This is a genomic window from Bradyrhizobium diazoefficiens (assembly GCF_016612535.1).
Lineage (GTDB): Bacteria > Pseudomonadota > Alphaproteobacteria > Rhizobiales > Xanthobacteraceae > Bradyrhizobium > Bradyrhizobium diazoefficiens_C.
Map to the genome: position 1 here is coordinate 945,746 of NZ_JAENXS010000002.1, position 17,096 is coordinate 962,841.

At 63.4% G+C, this 17,096-nt stretch carries 16 protein-coding genes; 7 read left to right on the top strand and 9 right to left on the bottom strand.

Annotated features, from left to right (window positions below; all coding sequences use genetic code 11):
* Nucleotides 1–12 precede the first annotated feature (12 nt).
* Nucleotides 13–1,515: an exopolyphosphatase gene (ppx, locus tag JJE66_RS21370; RefSeq protein WP_200516483.1), complete on the top strand. Its 1,503-nt coding sequence runs from the start codon at nucleotides 13–15 to the stop codon at nucleotides 1,513–1,515.
* Between the two features lie 2 nt (nucleotides 1,516–1,517).
* Here the strand turns inward: ppx and JJE66_RS21375 are convergent, their stop codons facing one another.
* Complete coding sequence (locus JJE66_RS21375) at nucleotides 1,518–3,005, bottom strand: acid phosphatase (protein ID WP_246756629.1); 1,488 nt, start codon at nucleotides 3,003–3,005, stop codon at nucleotides 1,518–1,520.
* Nucleotides 3,006–3,270: 265 nt separating this feature from the next.
* On the opposite strand from JJE66_RS21375, the gene JJE66_RS21380 reads away from it, so the two are divergent.
* Nucleotides 3,271–4,515, top strand: a complete 1,245-nt coding sequence (locus tag JJE66_RS21380) for a cytochrome-c peroxidase (protein WP_200516485.1) — start codon at nucleotides 3,271–3,273, stop codon at nucleotides 4,513–4,515.
* A 70-nt stretch (nucleotides 4,516–4,585) separates the two neighbouring features.
* Here the strand turns inward: JJE66_RS21380 and sbmA are convergent, their stop codons facing one another.
* The 3 genes from sbmA to ndk form a co-directional block, all read right to left on the bottom strand.
* Nucleotides 4,586–5,800: a peptide antibiotic transporter SbmA gene (sbmA, locus tag JJE66_RS21385; RefSeq protein ID WP_200518629.1), complete on the bottom strand. Its 1,215-nt coding sequence runs from the start codon at nucleotides 5,798–5,800 to the stop codon at nucleotides 4,586–4,588.
* Between the two features lie 130 nt (nucleotides 5,801–5,930).
* Nucleotides 5,931–6,779, bottom strand: a complete 849-nt coding sequence (locus JJE66_RS21390) for a TerC family protein (RefSeq protein WP_200516486.1) — start codon at nucleotides 6,777–6,779, stop codon at nucleotides 5,931–5,933.
* A gap of 38 nt (nucleotides 6,780–6,817) precedes the next feature.
* A complete protein-coding gene (ndk, locus tag JJE66_RS21395) occupies nucleotides 6,818–7,240 on the bottom strand; it encodes a nucleoside-diphosphate kinase (RefSeq protein ID WP_200516487.1) in 423 nt (140 codons plus the stop codon).
* Between the two features lie 320 nt (nucleotides 7,241–7,560).
* Between ndk and JJE66_RS21400 the strand changes: the two genes are divergently transcribed.
* From JJE66_RS21400 to JJE66_RS21410, 3 genes are all read left to right on the top strand, one after another.
* Complete coding sequence (locus JJE66_RS21400; RefSeq protein ID WP_200516488.1) at nucleotides 7,561–7,818, top strand: sulfur globule protein precursor; 258 nt, start codon at nucleotides 7,561–7,563, stop codon at nucleotides 7,816–7,818.
* Between the two features lie 227 nt (nucleotides 7,819–8,045).
* On the top strand, nucleotides 8,046–8,225 hold the full coding sequence (locus tag JJE66_RS21405; RefSeq protein WP_200516489.1) for a hypothetical protein: 180 nt from the start codon (nucleotides 8,046–8,048) through the stop codon (nucleotides 8,223–8,225).
* A 56-nt stretch (nucleotides 8,226–8,281) separates the two neighbouring features.
* Nucleotides 8,282–10,144 (top strand): ABC-F family ATP-binding cassette domain-containing protein, encoded by a 1,863-nt coding sequence (locus JJE66_RS21410; RefSeq protein ID WP_200516490.1) that lies wholly within the window; start codon nucleotides 8,282–8,284, stop codon nucleotides 10,142–10,144.
* Nucleotides 10,145–10,249: 105 nt separating this feature from the next.
* On the opposite strand, the gene tmk is transcribed toward JJE66_RS21410, so the two are convergent.
* Entirely contained in the window at nucleotides 10,250–10,858 is a 609-nt protein-coding gene (tmk, locus tag JJE66_RS21415) for a dTMP kinase (protein ID WP_200516491.1), read from the bottom strand.
* Between the two features lie 86 nt (nucleotides 10,859–10,944).
* On the opposite strand from tmk, the gene JJE66_RS21420 reads away from it, so the two are divergent.
* The gene (locus tag JJE66_RS21420; protein ID WP_246756492.1) at nucleotides 10,945–12,306 is read left to right on the top strand and encodes a radical SAM protein; all 1,362 of its coding nucleotides are present in this window, start codon (nucleotides 10,945–10,947) and stop codon (nucleotides 12,304–12,306) included.
* Between the two features lie 60 nt (nucleotides 12,307–12,366).
* Here the strand turns inward: JJE66_RS21420 and JJE66_RS21425 are convergent, their stop codons facing one another.
* Nucleotides 12,367–13,362, bottom strand: a complete 996-nt coding sequence (locus JJE66_RS21425; protein ID WP_200516493.1) for an ABC transporter substrate-binding protein — start codon at nucleotides 13,360–13,362, stop codon at nucleotides 12,367–12,369.
* A 200-nt stretch (nucleotides 13,363–13,562) separates the two neighbouring features.
* On the opposite strand from JJE66_RS21425, the gene JJE66_RS21430 reads away from it, so the two are divergent.
* Nucleotides 13,563–14,351, top strand: coding sequence for a class I SAM-dependent methyltransferase (locus JJE66_RS21430; RefSeq protein ID WP_200516494.1), 789 nt, complete (start codon nucleotides 13,563–13,565; stop codon nucleotides 14,349–14,351).
* Nucleotides 14,352–14,362: 11 nt separating this feature from the next.
* Here the strand turns inward: JJE66_RS21430 and JJE66_RS21435 are convergent, their stop codons facing one another.
* From JJE66_RS21435 to JJE66_RS21445, 3 genes are all read right to left on the bottom strand, one after another.
* Nucleotides 14,363–14,863, bottom strand: a complete 501-nt coding sequence (locus JJE66_RS21435) for a hypothetical protein (protein WP_200518631.1) — start codon at nucleotides 14,861–14,863, stop codon at nucleotides 14,363–14,365.
* 165 nt (nucleotides 14,864–15,028) lie between these two features.
* On the bottom strand, nucleotides 15,029–15,481 hold the full coding sequence (locus JJE66_RS21440; protein WP_200516495.1) for a DNA polymerase III subunit chi: 453 nt from the start codon (nucleotides 15,479–15,481) through the stop codon (nucleotides 15,029–15,031).
* Between the two features lie 6 nt (nucleotides 15,482–15,487).
* Nucleotides 15,488–16,987, bottom strand: coding sequence for a leucyl aminopeptidase (locus JJE66_RS21445; protein ID WP_200516496.1), 1,500 nt, complete (start codon nucleotides 16,985–16,987; stop codon nucleotides 15,488–15,490).
* Nucleotides 16,988–17,096: the final 109 nt, after the last annotated feature.

The window sequence follows — 17,096 nt, forward strand, 5'->3', positions numbered from 1 at the left end:
CCGGAGACTGCCGTGAAACGGCCGCGCAAGCGTGGCGCTAGCGTCGCGGTCATTGACATCGGCTCCAACTCGGTTCGTCTCGTCGTCTACGAGGGACTGACACGGAGCCTGATTCCGATCTTCAACGAGAAGACGCTGTGCGGCCTCGGGCGTGAGGTGCAGAGCACGGGCCTGCTCGCACCCGACGCCGTCGACAAGGCGCTGACCTCGCTCAAGCGCTTTCGCGCGCTGTGCCGCGTGATGCAAGTCGGCCGCGTGTTCGCGATCGCAACGGCTGCGTGCCGCGACGCCTCCAACGGTCCCGACTTCATCGCGAAAGCCGAGCGCATCTGCGCCGTGAAGATCGAGATCCTGTCGGGACCGCGCGAGGCGAAGCTGTCGGCACTCGGCGTCATCTCCGGCATCCATCATCCCGACGGCATCGTCGGCGATCTCGGCGGCGGCTCGCTGGAGCTGATCGACGTGCGCCGGAACAGCGTCCGCAGCGGCGTGACGCTGCCGCTCGGCGGGCTCGCGCTCCAGGACCTCGCCCACAAATCTCTCAAGCGCGCCGACCGCATCGTGCGCGAGGCGATCGACGAGGTGCCGCAGCTCGCTGCCGGGCGCGGCCGCACCTTCTACGCCGTCGGCGGCACTTGGCGCGCGCTCGCGCGGATCCACATCATCCAGAGCGGCTATCCGCTCCAGGTGATGCACGGCTATTCCATTGCCGCCGCCGAAGCGCTCGATTTTGCCCGCCGCCTGCGGCGCCTCGCCGCCGTCGACATGCTGGCCGACATCGAGGTCGTCGCGGATGCGCGGCGCCCTCTCCTCACCTACGCAGCGCTGGTGCTCGAGCACGTCATTCGCGTGGCGAAGCCGAAGACCATCGTGTTCTCGACCTTCGGCGTGCGCGAGGGCCTGCTGCACGAGAAGCTGCCGGAGGCCGAGCGCAGCAAGGACGGCTTGATCTGCGCGGCCGAAGAGCTGAACCAGCTGCTGTCGCGCTCTGCACGGCATGCCCGCGAGCTGATCGCCTGGACCGATCGGCTGGCGCGCGTCGTGAAGCTGCGCGAGACCGCGGAGGACCGCCGCCTGCGCCACACCGCCTGCCTGCTCTCCGACATCGGCTGGCGCGTGCACCCCGACCATCGCGGCGAGCAGACGCTGAGCCTCGTGGTCAACGCCAATTTCGGCGCGATCGATCACCGCGAGCGCGCCTTCGTCGGATTGTCGGTGTTCTATCGTTATGCCGGCTTGAGCGAAGAGAACCAGCCGCCGCTGACCATGCAGGAATTGCTGACGCCGGCGCAGCTCGAACGCGCCCGCCTGCTCGGCGCGGCGTTCCGCGTCGCCCATCTGATCTCGGCGGCGCGGCCGGGCGTGCTGCCCGCCACGCATTTCCGCAGCCAGGCGCGCAATCTGATGCTGGTGTTCGAGCACAGGCTCGGCGATCTCGTCGCCGACCGCGTCGGCAGCCGCTTCAAGCAGCTCGCCCGCCTGATCGGCCGATCAGGCTCGATCGTCCGGCGCTAAATTTAGAACGTTAACGCCGCGGTCAGATCGCCCATGGCCGGATGTCCGTTCGCATTGAGCGCGGCATCGCGCGCCACCAGCCCTGGCAGGACGGGCAGGTCGAATCGCCGCGTGATGAAGCGCAATGCGGACGTCGTGTCGTACTGGGTGTGATCGACATAACCTTTCTTGGCGAACGGCGAGACGATCAACGCCGGGACGCGCGATCCGGGACCCCAGCGATCGGCCTTCGGCGGGGCGACATGATCCCAGAACCCGCCGTTCTCGTCATAGGTGACGAGGACGAGCATGTGCGGCCATTGCGGACTTTTTTCCAGATGGGCGATCACGTCGGCGATGTGCTGATCTCCCGACATCACATCGGTATAGCCGGCGTGCTCGTTGAGATTGCCCTGCGGCTTATAGAAGGTGACCTGTGGCAGCGTGCCGGCGTCGATCGCCTTGACGAATTCGACCCCGTTCATGCCGCCATCCTTGAGGTGGTCGGCGCGCGCCGGCGTGCCCGGTGCAAACTGGGCGAAGTAGTTGAACGTCTGATGATGGAACTGGAAGTTCGGCACCGGCTTGCCGCGGCCGCCGTCAACCGCATCCTGCCATGCGCCAGCATACCAGGCCCAGCTCACGCCCTTGAGGCTCAAGAGATCACCGATGGTGATGTCGTGCTGAGGCGGCAGCGTGTTGGGCGCGTCCGGATCGGCAAAGCGCGGGTCGCCGTTCTGGGCCGGCTTGTTGTTGCTCGGCTGATAGGGCGGCTGCATCGTATTCACGGCGTAGAAATCCGGCGTAATGGCGCCGTTGTTGACGAATTTTGGGATACCGTCGATCGCCGATCCCGGCGAATTGGGCGCAAGCGTCAGCGACACGCCATCGGGGTCGACCGCCGCGATCAGCTTTTGGGCCGGGCTCTTGTCGGCATTCGGATAGACCGGCGTGCAGGCGCACACCAATTGGAAATGATTGAGGAACGAGCCGCCGAACGCCCCCTGGAAGAAATTGTCGGCGAGCACGTATCGTTTAGCGACATTCCAGAGCGGCAGCTTCGAGCCGTCGTAGCGACCCATCACCAACGCGCCGGAGTCCGCATAGGCCACGAAGCGGTCGTTCTTGCCACCATGGATCTGCATCTGGTTCTGATAGAAAAGATGCCAGAGGTCGTGCGTGGTGACGCCAAGCGGCGTGTTGAAGCCATTTGGATCGTCGATCGCGAACGGCATGTTCGGCAAGTGCTCGGTCTGCGCCTGGGTCACGACCGGCGTGACGCCCTTGGCTGTCAACCCATCCCAGACCGGCGGCAATTCCTTCAACACGGATCCATCGCGGTCGACCTGGGTCGAATTGGCAGGCGTCGCGTTCGCCAGCCCATCCGCACCCGGGAATGATCCGTACAGATTGTCGAAGCTGCGGTTCTCTGCGTAGATCACCACCACTGTTTCGATGCTGGCGATGCCCGAGCCTTGTGCTTGTGCCTGCGCGCGCGCCCCCTCAGCCAGGACGAAAATGCCTGCCAGCAATGCCAAATGAATAGCGATCCTCACGGCATCCCCCTCGATGGACAAATGAAACGGCGGCGTGCGATCTTTGTCTCAGGTCACAAAGCAACCAGCAACGACAACATTAAACCGGGGTTATATGGCGGCTGGATGAACGCGATCCGCTGAGACAACGATGCTGTCAAATACCGCAACTGGCGCCCGCGTGAGCAGCGGCCGCCAGCGAAAATCCCGTCCTATTCGCGACAGCCTTAGAGGATGATGCATGAGTGCATGTGCCGTTGGACGAGCACTGCTTCTCGTCCTCTTGGCTGCCGTCACCTTCAGCGGCGCCCGCGCCCCCGCGCAGAACGGAGGTGCCGGCCTGAGCCGCGCGCAAGCCTATGCCCGGGCAGCCGCGCTTGACGCGCTCGGCCGCAAGCTGTTCGCCGATCCGTCCCTGTCCGCGTCCGGACGTTTGGCCTGCGCCACATGTCACGATCCACGGTTTGCCTATGGGCCGCCCAACAGCCTGGATGTCCAATTGGGCGGAAAAACCATGCGTGAGCCCGGTCTGCGCGCCGTGCCGTCGCTGAAATATCTTCAGGCGGTGCCGCAATTCGCCGAGCACTATTATGAGTCCGATGATGAAGGCGACCCGAGCGTCGACAATGGTCCGACCGGCGGGCTGACCTGGGACGGTCGCGTCGACCGCCGCCGCGATCAGGCTCGCCTGCCGCTGCTGTCGCCGTTCGAAATGGCAAATGACGCAGCCGCCGATGTCGCAGCAAAGGTGCGCAAGGCCGGCTACTCCAGCGACATGCGCAGGATTTTCGGTGATGCGATCTTCGATGATTCCGAGCGGACCTTTGCCGGCGTGGTCGAGGCACTCGAAGTCTACCAGCAGAACGCCGCGGAATTCTATCCATACAGCAGCCGCTACGACGCCTACCTCGCCGGTCGCGCGCAACTCTCGCCGCAAGAAAAGCGCGGGCTCACGCTGTTCAACGATCCGGCCAAAGGCAATTGTGCAAACTGCCATCGTAGCGCGCCCGGTAATGACGGAACACCGCCGCAATTCACCGATTACGGATTGATTGCCATCGGCGTTCCACGCAATGGCCATATCGCGGCCAATGCCGACCCAGGCTTTCATGATCTCGGCGCCTGCGGGCCGTTGCGTTTGGATCTTGCCGGACGCGGAGAATTCTGCGGCCTGTTCCGGACCCCGTCGCTGCGCAACGTCGCGTTACGCTCGACATTCTTCCACAACGGCACGGTGCATAGCCTGCGCGAGGCTGTCGCGTTCTACGTCGAGCGCGACACCGATCCGGGCAAATGGTATCCGCGCGACACCGACGGCAAGATGCGCAAGTACGACGACGTGCCCACGCAATACCAGCGCAACATCAACAGCGAACCGCCCTTCGGCGCGCGCGCCGCGGACCAGCCGGCGTTGTCGGCGAGCGAGATCGACGACATCGTCGCGTTTCTTAAAACCCTGAGCGACGCAGAGAGCACTGGACGATGAACTTGGCGTCGCGCCCGGCCCCCGCAGATCGCTGCCTCTCATACCAATGCCGTCCCGCAACCGGCAAGCATCATCCCAGCGGCGCGGCTTCCGTCTCGATTGAGGGCAGCGGCTCGCCATGGAGCTTGGCCTCAAAACTCCGCAGCCGTTGGTAGATCGAGATCAGCTCAACGATCGTGCTCCAGGCGTTGACGAGATACTGAAACGAGGTTCGGACCTGCGTGAACGCGTTCAAAATCTGGTTCATCGTTCCCAGCGTGATCTTGCCGGCGGTGATCGTCGGTGCGAGCAGGAGGTACGGAAAGATGACGTCGGTCTGCAGGTAGACAATGCGACCGATGTTGAAATACATGAAATTCAGATAGAGGCGAAAATAGTTCCTGCGAATGTCGCCGAACAGCACGCCCAGTGTCGGTGGATCGGCGCGGGCCGGATCATCCTCGCCGAGCACAAGTTCCTTGCGATAGGCGGCTTCGACGCGCTGGTTGAAGAACTCGATCGCAGGCAGGCGAATGCCGATCAACGCCAATACGCCGGTGCCAAACACCGACCAGATCACGGCAGCAAACACCAGCGGATAGGGGATCGAGCCGATCAGGGGTAGCTCCGTCACGCTGCCGGACAGCTTCACGAGAACGGGCAGGAAGGCCAGAAGCGTAAGCACGGCACTGATCAGATTGACGCCGAGACCTTCCATGGTGGTCGCGAACCGCATGGTATCTTCCTGCACCCGCTGCGAGGCGCCTTCGATGGTGCGCAGCCGCGACCAGTTTGCGACGTAGAAGTCGTTCATCGCCGTCCGCCAGCGGAAAATGTAGTGGCTGACAAAGAATCGCGTCAGCACGCCGACCACGACCGCCACAAGGGCGATGCCGGCAAAGGTCGATAATTCAGCGTAGAACCGCTCGACCGTGACCGGCGCGGATTTCGACAGCGCGGCCTGGATGAGGTCATAAAACGGTCCGTACCAGCTGTTGATGGCGACGCTGACTTGGACCTGGAAATAGGACGTGAACAGGATCAGCGCGGAACCGAGAATGGACCAGTTCGCCCAGGGATGCGGCGCGAACAGCATCCAGGCAGCCGCGAAGGCCACGGCGCATACGGCAAAATAGAGGTCGAACCAAAGAGCCGGCGCTGACCAGAACGTCGCCAACCCAACCGGCCTTTGAGTTGCTTCAAACAGATTGCTCGCGAAGCCATACCAGACCAGCATCGCCAATGCCGTCCAAGCGATGGCCGAGAGAAAGAACAGCTTGGGCCGGGGGAAAAACGAGAGGAACATGGTCACCACGGAGGTCGGAGGGGTCTACGGCCTCTTGTACTACAGAAAGCCGTGGATGCAGCGAAGGTGGCCAAGCCCTCAGACGAGCGGGATAGCGAAAGTTTAGTCGCCGCTTCCAACTAATTGGGGCTTATTCGGCGGAAGCTTTGGCGTGCTCCAACGCAGCCTGGCTCATGCTCCGCCGGCGCCAGATCGAGCCGGCCAGCAGCACGACGACGACGCCGAGCGCCGCACAAACATATTCGGCGCCACCGCCGCCATGGGCGAATTGCGGCGGGATGTGCAGGCTTCCGAGCATCTTGTCCAGCGATCCGCCGAGCGGGCCGTCGAACAGCGAATGCAGCTTCGGCGCAATGCCGGGATCGGTCGCGATCACCTCGCCCGCGATCCAGCCGAGCAGCGCCGCACCGGCCCAGACCAGGATCGGCAGTTTTGCCAGTAGCGTCATGATCAGTGCGGCACCAGCGACGATCAAGGGAACGCTGATGGCAAGGCCGAGGACCAGCAGCGGCACGCTGCCATTGGCGGCGGCCGCCACCGCAATGACGTTGTCCAGACTCATGATGATGTCGGCGACGACGACGATCTGCACCGCCTGCCACAGATGCGAGGCGGACTCGACGCCGTCCTCGTCCTCGTTTTCCGGAACCAGCAGCTTGGCCGCGATCACGATCAGCGCGAGGCCGCCGACCAGCTTGAGGTACGGCAGCTCCATCAGGCTGGCGACGATGCCCGTGAAGATGATCCGGAGCAGCACCGCGGCGCCCGCACCGAACACCATGCCCCACAGCCGGTGCCGCGGCTTCAGGCCGCGGCAGGCGAGCGCGATCACCAGCGCGTTGTCGCCGGACAAAAGGATGTTGATCCAGATGATCTTGCCGACCGCGATCCAGAAGGTCGGCTCGGCCATCTCATTGCGGAACTGGGTGAAGAATGCCCCGATCGTGGTGGGATCGAAGAACTGCCAGAGCCAGTTCACGCTACGTCCTTTCGCCCCGTCGATTTATCGGCTGTGAATCAGCCGACGATCTCGTTGCCCGAGAAGAACTGCGCGATCTCGATCGCAGCCGTCTCCGGGGCGTCCGAACCGTGGGCAGAGTTCTCGCCGATCGACTTTGCATAGAGCTTGCGGATGGTGCCCTCGGCCGCCTTCGACGGATCGGTCGCGCCCATCGCGTCGCGGTACTTGGCGACGGCGCCCTCGCCTTCCAGGACCTGGACCACCACGGGGCCCGAGGTCATGAATTCGACGAGCTCGCCGAAAAACGGGCGGGCCTTGTGGACGGCATAGAAGGTCTCGGCCTGCTGCTTGGTCATGAGGATGCGCTTCTGGGCGACGATGCGCAGACCCGCCTTCTCGATTACAGCGTTCACGGCGCCGGTCAGGTTACGCGCGGTCGCGTCGGGCTTGATGATCGAGAAAGTGCGTTCGATGGCCATGATCTTGTCCTTGAAGAGAAATTGGTGGTTCGGAGTTGCGGGGCTTATATCGGCGCCGTCGCGATACGGCAAGCTGCGGCCGGATCGGCCCACGGGCGCTTCGCCGCAGGCCAAGACCCGAATTCCCGGCCGAATTCCAACATGGATTACAACGATTTCACCCAGATGAACCCAATCTGAAGGCCTTGGCAGGGTTTGGTTCAGCCTCGCTGGCGTAACGTCAGATCCATCGAAACCAAAGCCTCCTCCCGAGGCGCACCGTTTCGGCGGCCTTTTCATCGACGCGATAACCCCGCGCCGATAGTTTTGAGGAGATCACCATGTTGAGGAAACTTTCGCTTGCTGCAGTCGCCGCAGTCGCGCTGGGTGCCGCGCTGGCTCCGACCTCCGCCTCCGCTCACTGGCATGGCGGCTGGGGCTGGCACGGTGGCGGCTGGCACCACGGCTACGGCTGGGGTGGACCGCGCTTCTATGTCGGCGGTCCGGTTGTCGCTTACGGCTATGGCGGCTGCTATGCGCGCCGGCTGGTCCCGACCCCCTGGGGACCGCGCTGGCGGCTGATCAACCGCTGCTACTGAGCCCGACAGCACCTTCCCAAAAAGTACTTTCCAGAGGTGCCGGCCCCCCACGGCACCTTCCAAGAGAGGCCCCGGCGTTCCCCCCGCTGGGGCCTTGTTTTTGGGCAGCAACCCAGAATTCATACAATTTTTACTAGAATGCCAGTCCTCCCCAAAAACTCGCGAAACAATTTGGACGCCAATGACTTGGTAGCATGTCGTTACTCGCCAACACGGAACCAAGACAAATGACTAGCCTTTTCGCCAATGACAGCGAACAGATCGACCGGCGCACCAGCCGCGCGATTCGCGATGCCGTGGGCGAACGGCTCCAGCAGAATCTTCGTCCCGATCCGCGGCTCCCGACCCATCTCGAAAAGCTCTTGAACGAGCTCGAGAAGCGCGACCGCGATAGCGGCCCGCACTGACCGACGGACGCGGAAAAACGGGTTGCGTTTCACCGCGGCTGCGGTGACAAGGCGGCATGCTCTCCATCACCGACCTCTCCATCCGCCTCGCCGGACGCCTTCTGATCGATAGTAGCTCCGTGCAGATCACGCCCGGTTCGCGCGTCGGCATGGTCGGACGCAACGGCACCGGCAAATCGACGCTGTTCAAGGTGATCCGCGGTGAGCTTTCGGCCGAACACGGTTCGGTGACCTTGCCGCCGCGCTGGCGCGTCGGCAGCTTGGCGCAGGAGGCGCCGAACGGTCCTGAGAGCCTGATCTCGGTCGTGCTCAAAGCCGACCTCGAGCGCGATGCGCTGCTTCACGAAGCCGAGAATGCGACCGATCCGCATCGGATCGCGGAGATCCAGACCCGGCTCGTCGACATCGACGCGCATTCGGCGCCGAGCCGCGCCGCCGCGATCCTGTCCGGCCTCGGCTTTTCCGCCGCCGATCAGCTTCGCCCCTGCGCCGAATTCTCCGGCGGCTGGCGCATGCGCGTCGCGCTGGCCGCGACCCTGTTCGCAGCCCCCGACCTGCTGCTGCTCGACGAGCCCACCAACTATCTCGACCTCGAGGGCACGCTGTGGCTGGAGGACCACCTCGCGCATTATCCACGCACGGTGATCGTGATCAGCCATGACCGCGACCTGCTGGAGAGCTCGGTCGACCAGATCCTGCATCTGGAGCGCGGCAAGCTGACGCTCTACAAAGGCACCTACTCCTCCTTTGAGGAGCAGCGCGCCATGCGCGAGCTGCTCGACGCCAAAGCGGTCAAGCGCCAGGAGGCTGAGCGCGCGCACCTGCAAGCCTTCGTGGACCGCTTCAAGGCCAAGGCCTCCAAGGCACGCCAAGCCCAATCACGCGTTAAAATGCTGGAGCGGCTGAAACCGATCAGGGCGCTGGTGACAGAGGACGTGCGCGAGATCACCTTCCCCGCGCCGGAGAAGATATTGTCGCCGCCGATCATCGCCGTCGACAATGCTACCGTCGGCTACGATCCGGCAACGCCGGTGCTCAGTCGCGTGACGCTACGCATCGACAATGACGACCGCATCGCGCTTCTGGGCTCCAACGGCAACGGCAAGTCGACGCTGGTCAAGCTGCTCGCCGGCCGGCTTCCGCAGTTCTCCGGCAAGGTGACGCGCGCGGACAAGCTGTCGATCGCCTATTTCGCGCAGCATCAGCTCGACGAACTGAACGAGGACGCCTCCACCTACGACCACGTCCGCAAGCTGATGGGCGATGCACCCGAGGCCAAGGTGCGGGCGCGCGCCGGCGCGATCGGCTTCTCCGGCAAGGCGGCCGATACCAAGGTCGGCAAACTCTCGGGCGGCGAGAAGGCGCGGCTGCTCTTGGGGCTCGCCACCTTCTTCGGTCCCAACATGATCATCCTGGACGAGCCGACCAATCATCTCGACATCGACAGCCGCGCGGCACTGGCCGAGGCAATCAACGAATTTCCCGGCGCCATCATCATGGTCTCGCACGACCGCTATCTGATCGAGTCCTGCGCCGACCAGCTCTGGATCGTCGCCGACCGCACCGTGACCAATTACGACGGCGACCTCGACGAATACCGCCGGCTGGTGCTGTCCTCACGCAACGGCGAGCCCGCCCCGCGCGAGCGCAGCGCCGCGAGCGAGAAGCCGCAGCGCGCGAAATCGGACAATCGCGGCTCGCTGAAGAAGCGCATTGCGGAGGCCGAGACCGAGATCGCGCGCGTCAGCGAAATCATCGCCAAGATCGACACCGCCCTCGCTCTGCCCGACATTTTTACCCGCGACCCCAAGCAGGCCGCGCAACTGTCGAAGGCGCGCGCGAATGCGGCGGATGCACTGGCGCGCGCGGAGGAGCAATGGCTCGAGGCGAGCACGCAGTTCGACGAGGCGATGGGTTAGGACTTCGGGGTCCGGGCTACGTGGCGGCTCGGTGAAAACACCTCACGAACTGCCCTGGGGTACGATGCGTGGAGGAAATTAAACACCAGTTAGTTCCTTCCCCTCTCAGAAACCGGACTCAAGCTCTTCCCAAATCCGTGCGGCTATTTCGGTCTCTTTGCCTCGGGCATCTACTACACGGCAGCGATCCGGCCACAGTCGGGCAGCTTCGAGAAGCCCAGAACGTATAGCTCGGAAGTCACGGATCGCTTCGGCGGGATCTCCGCCCAAGTCGGCTCGACCGCTCCGCCTGCCAATAGCCTCCTGCTCCGGCAGATCTAGAACAAACGTGAAATCTGGGAGGCTATCACCAACGACCAGCGGGGTGACAGCGTTGAAAAGTGCGGTCAAATCCTCATCGCCATACGCTTGAAATGCAAATGTTGAATCTACGAAGCGATCAGACACCACCCAGTTGCCAGCTTTGACAGCGGGCCGAACGACGCTACGGACGTGATCATAACGCGAAGCGCTTAGGAGTAGGAGCTCCTCGATCCGAGATAGTGACCTGTTCTCTTTTGTGAGCATGGCGCGCACCTCCAGGCCAAGCCAACCGCCATCCGGCTCCTTAGTTCGAATGACGTTCTTACCCACGGCTTCTAGCGCAGAGCAGAGGAGCTGCACTTGTGTTGTTTTTCCGCTCCCATCTATCCCTTCGATACTTACAAACGGCAATGGTCCCTCCCATATCAATCGCTCGCCCAATACAGAGGTGCTCAGCGGTGAGTCGTTCGAGTGTCGTCCCATTCGTCTCGGCAGGAATGCTGGCCCCGAAAAAGCGGGACCATCTACTTGCGCGCCGTCAACTATACCTGAACTACGGCGCCCTCTCGTTGGCAACTAAGCTAAACCTGGCAGGCCACGATACAGTTCTCGTGCATGGCGAGCACCGTTCACCGACGGAAATTCTCGAGACTTTACGCGCAGCGGATAAGTTTCCATCCAAATACCCGCTCATGCTTTCGATACCTAGTTATTACGCGCTCCCTTGGGCTCGGGAGTTCTGCAAACTTGCAAAGAGCGCATATCCCGACAGCAAGATTGTTGTAGGCGGCCGCTGGGTCGTTGGCCCTGACCCTGAATGGTTCCAGACGATGGTGCCCGAAGCAGATCAAGTGGTCCTTGGCTTGGGAGAGCCTATCATCGAGAGCCTTCTGACCTCGGATGCATCCGTCCACCAAAGATCAATCGCGCCCACACCAAGTTACACTCTCGACCACCTGTTGGTCGAAGGCCATGCCGCGTATCAACCCAGCATCGAGGCTTCCCGAGGGTGTGGCATGGGGTGCCAGTTCTGCGAGGAACGCGATATCCCGCTTGAACGGCTGCGCCCGCCGGAAGCCATCGCCCGGTCCATGGCGCTTGTCCAAGAGCAGTACGGAGGCTCCGAGATCCACCCCTATATGCAGGCGTCGCTATTCGCACCAAACCGAAGTTGGGCAGATCGACTCGCGGAGGAGACTGCTAAACAGGGAAGATTGGGTATCAATTGGCGTACCGAGACCCGCGTAGACACTTTGAGGCCAGGGGCGGTCGCATCGCTGGCGAGTGCCGGCCTTAAGGTGGTCGATCTCGGACTGGAGACCGCCTCTCCGACGCAAATCCTAGCGATGAATAAATCCAAGCGCCCGGATCAATACCTCAAAAGCGCTTCAGAACTCTTGAGCTCGTGCCGAGACAACGGTGTCATGGTGAAGGTGAACGTCCTCTTGTACGCTGGGGAAACAGAGCAGACGCTGGCCGAGACGAGAGCATGGCTGGATAACCATGCGGAGAGCATCAGGGGGGTCTCGGTCGGACCGGTTATTGCATACGGCCCACCAAGAACAGCGGGCATATTGCTTGATGAGTGGGCAGAACACGGCGCTCGGCCAGTGGATCCGCGAAGCGCCTTTGAGAGCGGAATCACCACGATGCACCTCAGTCGCGACTTCGATGCTGCGTCCGCAGAACGCATTAGCCTCGAACTGTCGAGACGGTACATGGACGCCGACGCTTATTTCGACCTCAAGGGTTTTTCCTATTACCCGAGGGGTTACACACGAGCGCAGTTCGATCAGGATACGCATTCTTCCGATCCAGTTACACTTCCATTCGAAATAGCGCCGAGAACCGCAGCCTGAGCGTTGGCAGATGAGCCCGCGCGTAGCAAGACTGCTCTCATGCTTCAGAACGACGACGCGCTATTCGACCACCCGATCGGCGCGTGCAAGCAGCACGGGCGGCACGTCGACGCCGAGCGCCTTGGCCGTCTTCAGGTTGATGACCAGCTCGTAACGGCGGGGCGCCTGGATCGGCAGATCGCGCGGCGAGGCACCTTTTAGAATGCGATCGATGTAGTCGACGGGTGCGCTGACAAGTTCGTTCCAGACGAAGGTGTACGACATCAGCGCTCCGCCATCGACGGCGCCAAGCACCGAATTCAGCGCGGGCACGCGAAAACGGGCGCATTGGGCGACGATGTGGTCGCGATGCCCGTTCGTGAAGGGTTCGGGGATGACGAGCAGGCTGCTGTTCTGCGCACGGCCGAGCGCCTCGAGCTGAGCTTCGGTTTCGCCGTCATTGTGAGTCCGCATCTCGACCACCTCGATTCCGGACGCAGCGTCCCTGGCGGCGGCGACAAGGCCGGGCGCATAGGGCGCGGTATCCGGATTGAAGAGGATGGCCACGCGGGCGAGCTTCGGATCGAGCTCGCGCAACAGCTCCATCCATTTGCCGCCGATCGCGAAATCCCAGGTGACGAAGCCTGTCACATTGCCGCCGGGATGGCCGAGGCTTTCGGCAAGCTTGAATCCGACCGGATCAATCACCTGGGTAAACACGACGGGAATCGTTGTGGTCTGCTGACGCAGCGCGAGCGTCGCCGGCAGGCCCTGGGCATAGATCACCTCGGGCGCCAGCGCGACGAGCTCCGCAGCGGAGGCGCGCGTGTTGGCAAGATCGGACAGCGCGCCGCCGAAGCGGTACTCGATGTGAACATTGCCGTCCTCGACCCAGCCCGCCTTGCCCATGGCCTCACGGAACGGCTTGAGAAAGGCGCCCGCCACCGGCACGTCGATATTTGCAGCAAGACCGACGAGCACGCCCACGCGGCGCGGCGGTTTGGACTGTTGCCCGCGCCCCGCCGACGGCACCACAGCAGCGGCCGTCAATCCTGCCATGAATTCGCGACGTCTCATGCCTGCCCCCGGCCTCAATGCCGGCAGCCTAACCGTCGAAGCGTGGCCTTGGTAGGTACAAGCGAGGCCTCGAATTGGAAAAGTCCGGACGACGAAGCCGCGCACGAATTGCCCGTGCAGTTTCCGGCCGTTTCGTATTAAGCTCGATCGTCATTGTACGACCAGCATTTCAGCGCGAAGACATTTAAGGGAGGCCTCACTTGTCGTCACCGGAACCCATCAAATTCACCGACGGCGCGGCCTACGAGCGCTTCATGGCGCCCTGGAGCCGGTCGGCCGGGGCTCTCTTCCTCGACTGGCTTGCGGTGGGACCGGGTCTGGCGTGGGCGGACGTCGGTTGCGGCAACGGCGCGTTTACCGAGATGATCCTCGCCAGATCCGCACCCGCGCATATCAGCGCGATCGATCCATCCGACGCGCAGATTGCGACAGCGCGCCAGAAAATATCGGCAAAGCAGGTCGAGCTCTCGGTCGGCGACGCGATGGCGCTGCCCTACGACAGCGCGCGCTTCGACGCCGCCGTGATGGCATTGGTTCTGTTTTTCGTCCCCGATCCGCACAAGGGTGCCGCCGAATTGCTGCGCGTGACCAAGCCCGGCGGCATGGTCGCGTCCTACACCTGGGACGTCATGCGCGGCGGCACGCCGACGCAACATTTGTGGGAGGAGATTGACGCCACGGGCAAACCGGCGGCGCGCCCCCCAAGTGCGGATGTCTCGCGTTTCGCAGCTCTCAAGGCACTTTGGGCGGAGCTGGGCATCCGCGATGTCGAAACTCGCGAGCTTGTCGTCGAACGAACCTTCGCTGACTTCGACGATTATTGGCTGTCCATGGTCGTGAGCAGCCCGAGCGGAATCGTGGGAAAGCTGTCGGATGCGGAAAGCGCGGAGCTGAAGCGCCGGCTGCGGGACAGACTGCCGGCAAGCGCAACGGGAGAGATCACGGTTCACGCCTGGGCGACGGCGATCAAGGGACGCAAAGCCGCTTGAAGCGCGGCGCCTTAGGTCGCCGCCTTCTTCTTCGCCTTCGCCTTCGGCTTCACCGGCTTCGGAACGACCGGCGGCTCCGGGGAGCCTTCGATCGCGGAGAGCCGTCCGGATGTGAACGTGTAGATGCCCGCGCGGGGACCGGTCGTCCACGTCACCACCGCAACACGACGGCCGGCGGCATCACTGGAGAGATTGACGTTCGAGGGCGCGCCGATGCCGCGCACCACGTCGCATTCGGTGTGGCCGAGCGCGACCGTGCCGCCCGTGGGCGCGGGCGCCGTGGTCGATGCGTTGGCGTCGGCAGGTCCCGGCGGCGGCGCCATGCCGGGGCATGCGCCGTCGGCGCTGACGAGATCCTCGGCCCCGACCGGCTTGTCGGGCGTCAGCGGCGGCGATTCGATCGAGATGTTCTTGATGAACAGGCGGCTCGGCTTGTTGAACCATTCGGCGTCTTTCGACAGCAGATCGGTCCCGCCCGAGCAACCCGCGATCAGCGGCGCGACAGCGGCCAACGCAATTATGAGCGACTTTGGAAGCTTTTGATGTCGCACGATAACCAAATTCCCCACGTCAAGGAGCAGCCCTAAGCGATTGTCCCAACATCACTTTGCGGCACGAAGGTGGCCGAAGCCAGTTTGGCTGCGAAAGTCCAATTTATCATTAATTGCAGACGGCTGCTAATTTCGCCGCTGCCACCGGCCCCGTTCGTCGGCCTGCCAATAGGTGACCTCAAATCCACGCGTCTTGCAATCCGTCCAGGTGCTGCGGGCAGCCCCAAGTGCATCCGGATCGTCGCCGTTGAACAGCAGCACCACACGCTCATAGTCCTGTACGTCCTGCGGCAACGCGGCGTTGTCGACCAGGAAGCGGACATTGGCACCGTTCGGATTGTCCGCCTCGATCGCCAGCACGATCGGCTGGTCGGCAACATCGTTCACGCGCCATGTCGCGTGCGGCAGGAAGGACTCGTCGCGATAGGTCCACAGCTGCGCGTCCAGCGCATCGGCGCGCTCCGGCGAGGTCGACTGCACCACGACGCGCCAGCCACGCTCGAGCGATTTCTCGAGAAGCGACGGCAAGACGTTCTCAACCGTCATGTTTTGCAGATGGTAGAACAGCACCTCAGTCATTTTGCGTCATTTGCGCTCGTAATGATCTGCCACCAGACGATCCAGCAGACGGACGCCATAGCCTGAACCCCAGCTCTGGTTGATGTCGGTCTTCGGCGCGCCCATGGCGGTGCCGGCGATATCGAGATGCGCCCACGGCGTGCCGTCGACAAAGCGCTGCAGGAACTGCGCCGCAGTGATCGAGCCGCCGTGCCGGCCGCCGGTGTTCTTCATGTCCGCGAATTGGGAATCGATCAGCTTGTCGTATTCGGGGCCGAGCGGCAGGCGCCAGACCTTCTCGCCGCTCTCGATGCCGGCGGCGAGCAGGCGCTCGGCGAGTTCGTCATTGTTGGAGAACATGCCGGCATGATCGGTGCCAAGCGCGACCACGATCGCCCCGGTCAGGGTCGCCAGATCCACCATGAATTTCGGCTTGGTCTTCTTGGCCACGTACCAGAGCACGTCGGCCAGCACGAGGCGGCCTTCCGCGTCGGTGTTGATGATCTCGATGGTCTGGCCCGACATCGAGGTGACGATGTCGCCCGGCCGCTGCGCCTTGCCGTCGGGCATGTTCTCGACCAGGCCGATGGCGCCGACGACGTTGACCTTGGCCTTGCGCGCTGCGAGCGCGTGCATCAGGCCGACGACGCAGGCAGCCCCGCCCATGTCGCCCTTCATGTCTTCCATGCTGCCGGCCGGCTTGATCGAGATGCCGCCGGTATCGAAGCAGACGCCCTTGCCGACGAAGGCGACCGGCGACTCGCCCTTCTTGGCCCCGTCCCAGCGCATGATCACGGTGCGGCTCGGCCGCGCCGAGCCCTGGCCGACGCCGAGCAGCGCGCCCATGCCGAGCTTCTGCATCGCCTTGACGTCGAGCACCTCGATCTTGACGCCGAGCTTGCGAAGCAGGCCTGCGCGGCGCGCGAACTCCTCGGGGAACAGCACGTTCGGCGGCTCGTTGACGAGGTCGCGCGCGATGATGACGCCCTCGACGACCGCGCCGGCGGCGGCAAAGGCCTTCTTCGCCGCAGCCGCGTCGCCGACCGCGAGCGAGACATCGGCGCGCAGCGCGCCCTCCTCGCCATCCTTCTTCTTGGTCTTGTAGCGATCGAACTTGTAGGCGCGCAGCCGCAGGCCCGAGGCGATCGCAACCGCCCGCTCGCTGGTCATGGCGCCATCAGGAAGCTCCGCCATGATGGTCATGGCCGCGGAACCCGCCTTGAGCTTGCTGGCGGCCATGCCGCCGAATTTGAGGAAATCGCTGCCCTTCAGGCTTGATGCCTTGCCGGTCCCGATCACGATCAGGCGCTCGGCCTTCAGGCCTTCCGGGGCGAGGATATCCAGGGCGGCGCCGCTTTTACCTTTGAAGGAGGCGGCGGCCGCCGCTCGCTTCACAAGCTCGCCCGCCCCGCCGAGCGCCTTGGCCGTCGCCGGGCCGACCTTCAGAGCCTCGTCACAGAACACGACCAGGATGCCACGGGCGGCAGCAGAGAGCGGGACGAAGCCGACCTTGATGGCATCGGACATGGGTAACTCCTCGAAAGCATGGGCTTTTTGCCGATTAACCGATACGGCCGGAAGCCGGACCTGAACGGCGATTCACTCGTCGTCCCTCACTATGGGCCAGGGACGCGGT